This window comes from Bacillus sp. LR--39, assembly GCF_053613335.1.
This window is the reverse complement of record NZ_JBSIOT010000967.1, coordinates 1-677: the sequence shown is the minus strand read 5'-3', so window position 1 is coordinate 677 and position 677 is coordinate 1. Positions and strand designations below refer to the sequence as shown.

The 677-nt window shown below is 48.9% G+C and carries 1 protein-coding gene; it reads left to right on the top strand.

The genetic code is table 11. From position 1 onward, the window contains the following. Positions 1 to 157 precede the first annotated feature (157 nt). A partial coding sequence (locus tag ACWHAR_RS27800) for an EamA family transporter (protein ID WP_452088532.1) occupies positions 158 to 677 on the top strand: 520 nt, incomplete at its 3' end.

The window sequence follows — 677 nt, the reverse complement described above, 5'->3', positions numbered from 1 at the left end:
CATGCCGGCTGTATATGCCGGCATGCATTTTTTATCTCAAGCGGCATTTTACCCCAATAATCTTATTTTCAGATAAATCCTTCTTACATACAGATAACCACGACAAAAAGAAAAACGATAAAATGACATCAGCATCCATATTAAAGGGGAGAGGCAGATGAAAGGGAATATTTACAGCCTTTTTGTATTGATGGCGGCTTTTTTCTGGGGGACCACGGGAACCGTTCAGGCATTGGCTCCAGAAAGCGCCACACCGCTGGCATTTGGAGCGTTCAGGTTATTAATAGGAGGAAGCGCCATGCTGCTTGCGGTTTGGATCAGCCGGGAGCTTCACGTGAAAAATTGGTCATGGCCGCTCATATGTTTAGCCGCTGTATGTATGGCGTGTTACCAGCCGCTGTTTTTCACAGCTGTTAAAGAAACGGGAATTGCGGTGGGAACTGTGATTGCCATCGGCAGTGCGCCTATCATTGCCGGGAGCCTTGAATGGGCCGTATTGAAGAAACGCCCGCGAAACTCCTGGTGGATTGCGACCGTGCTGGCTTTAGCGGGCTGCTGGCTTCTGTTTTCCGACAGTTCCAATGTTCGGATTGATGTGGGTGGTGTTCTTATGGCGCTTGGAGCGGGTGCTTCTTTTGCGGGCTATACGCTCATCAGTAAAGCGATGATGAAAACCC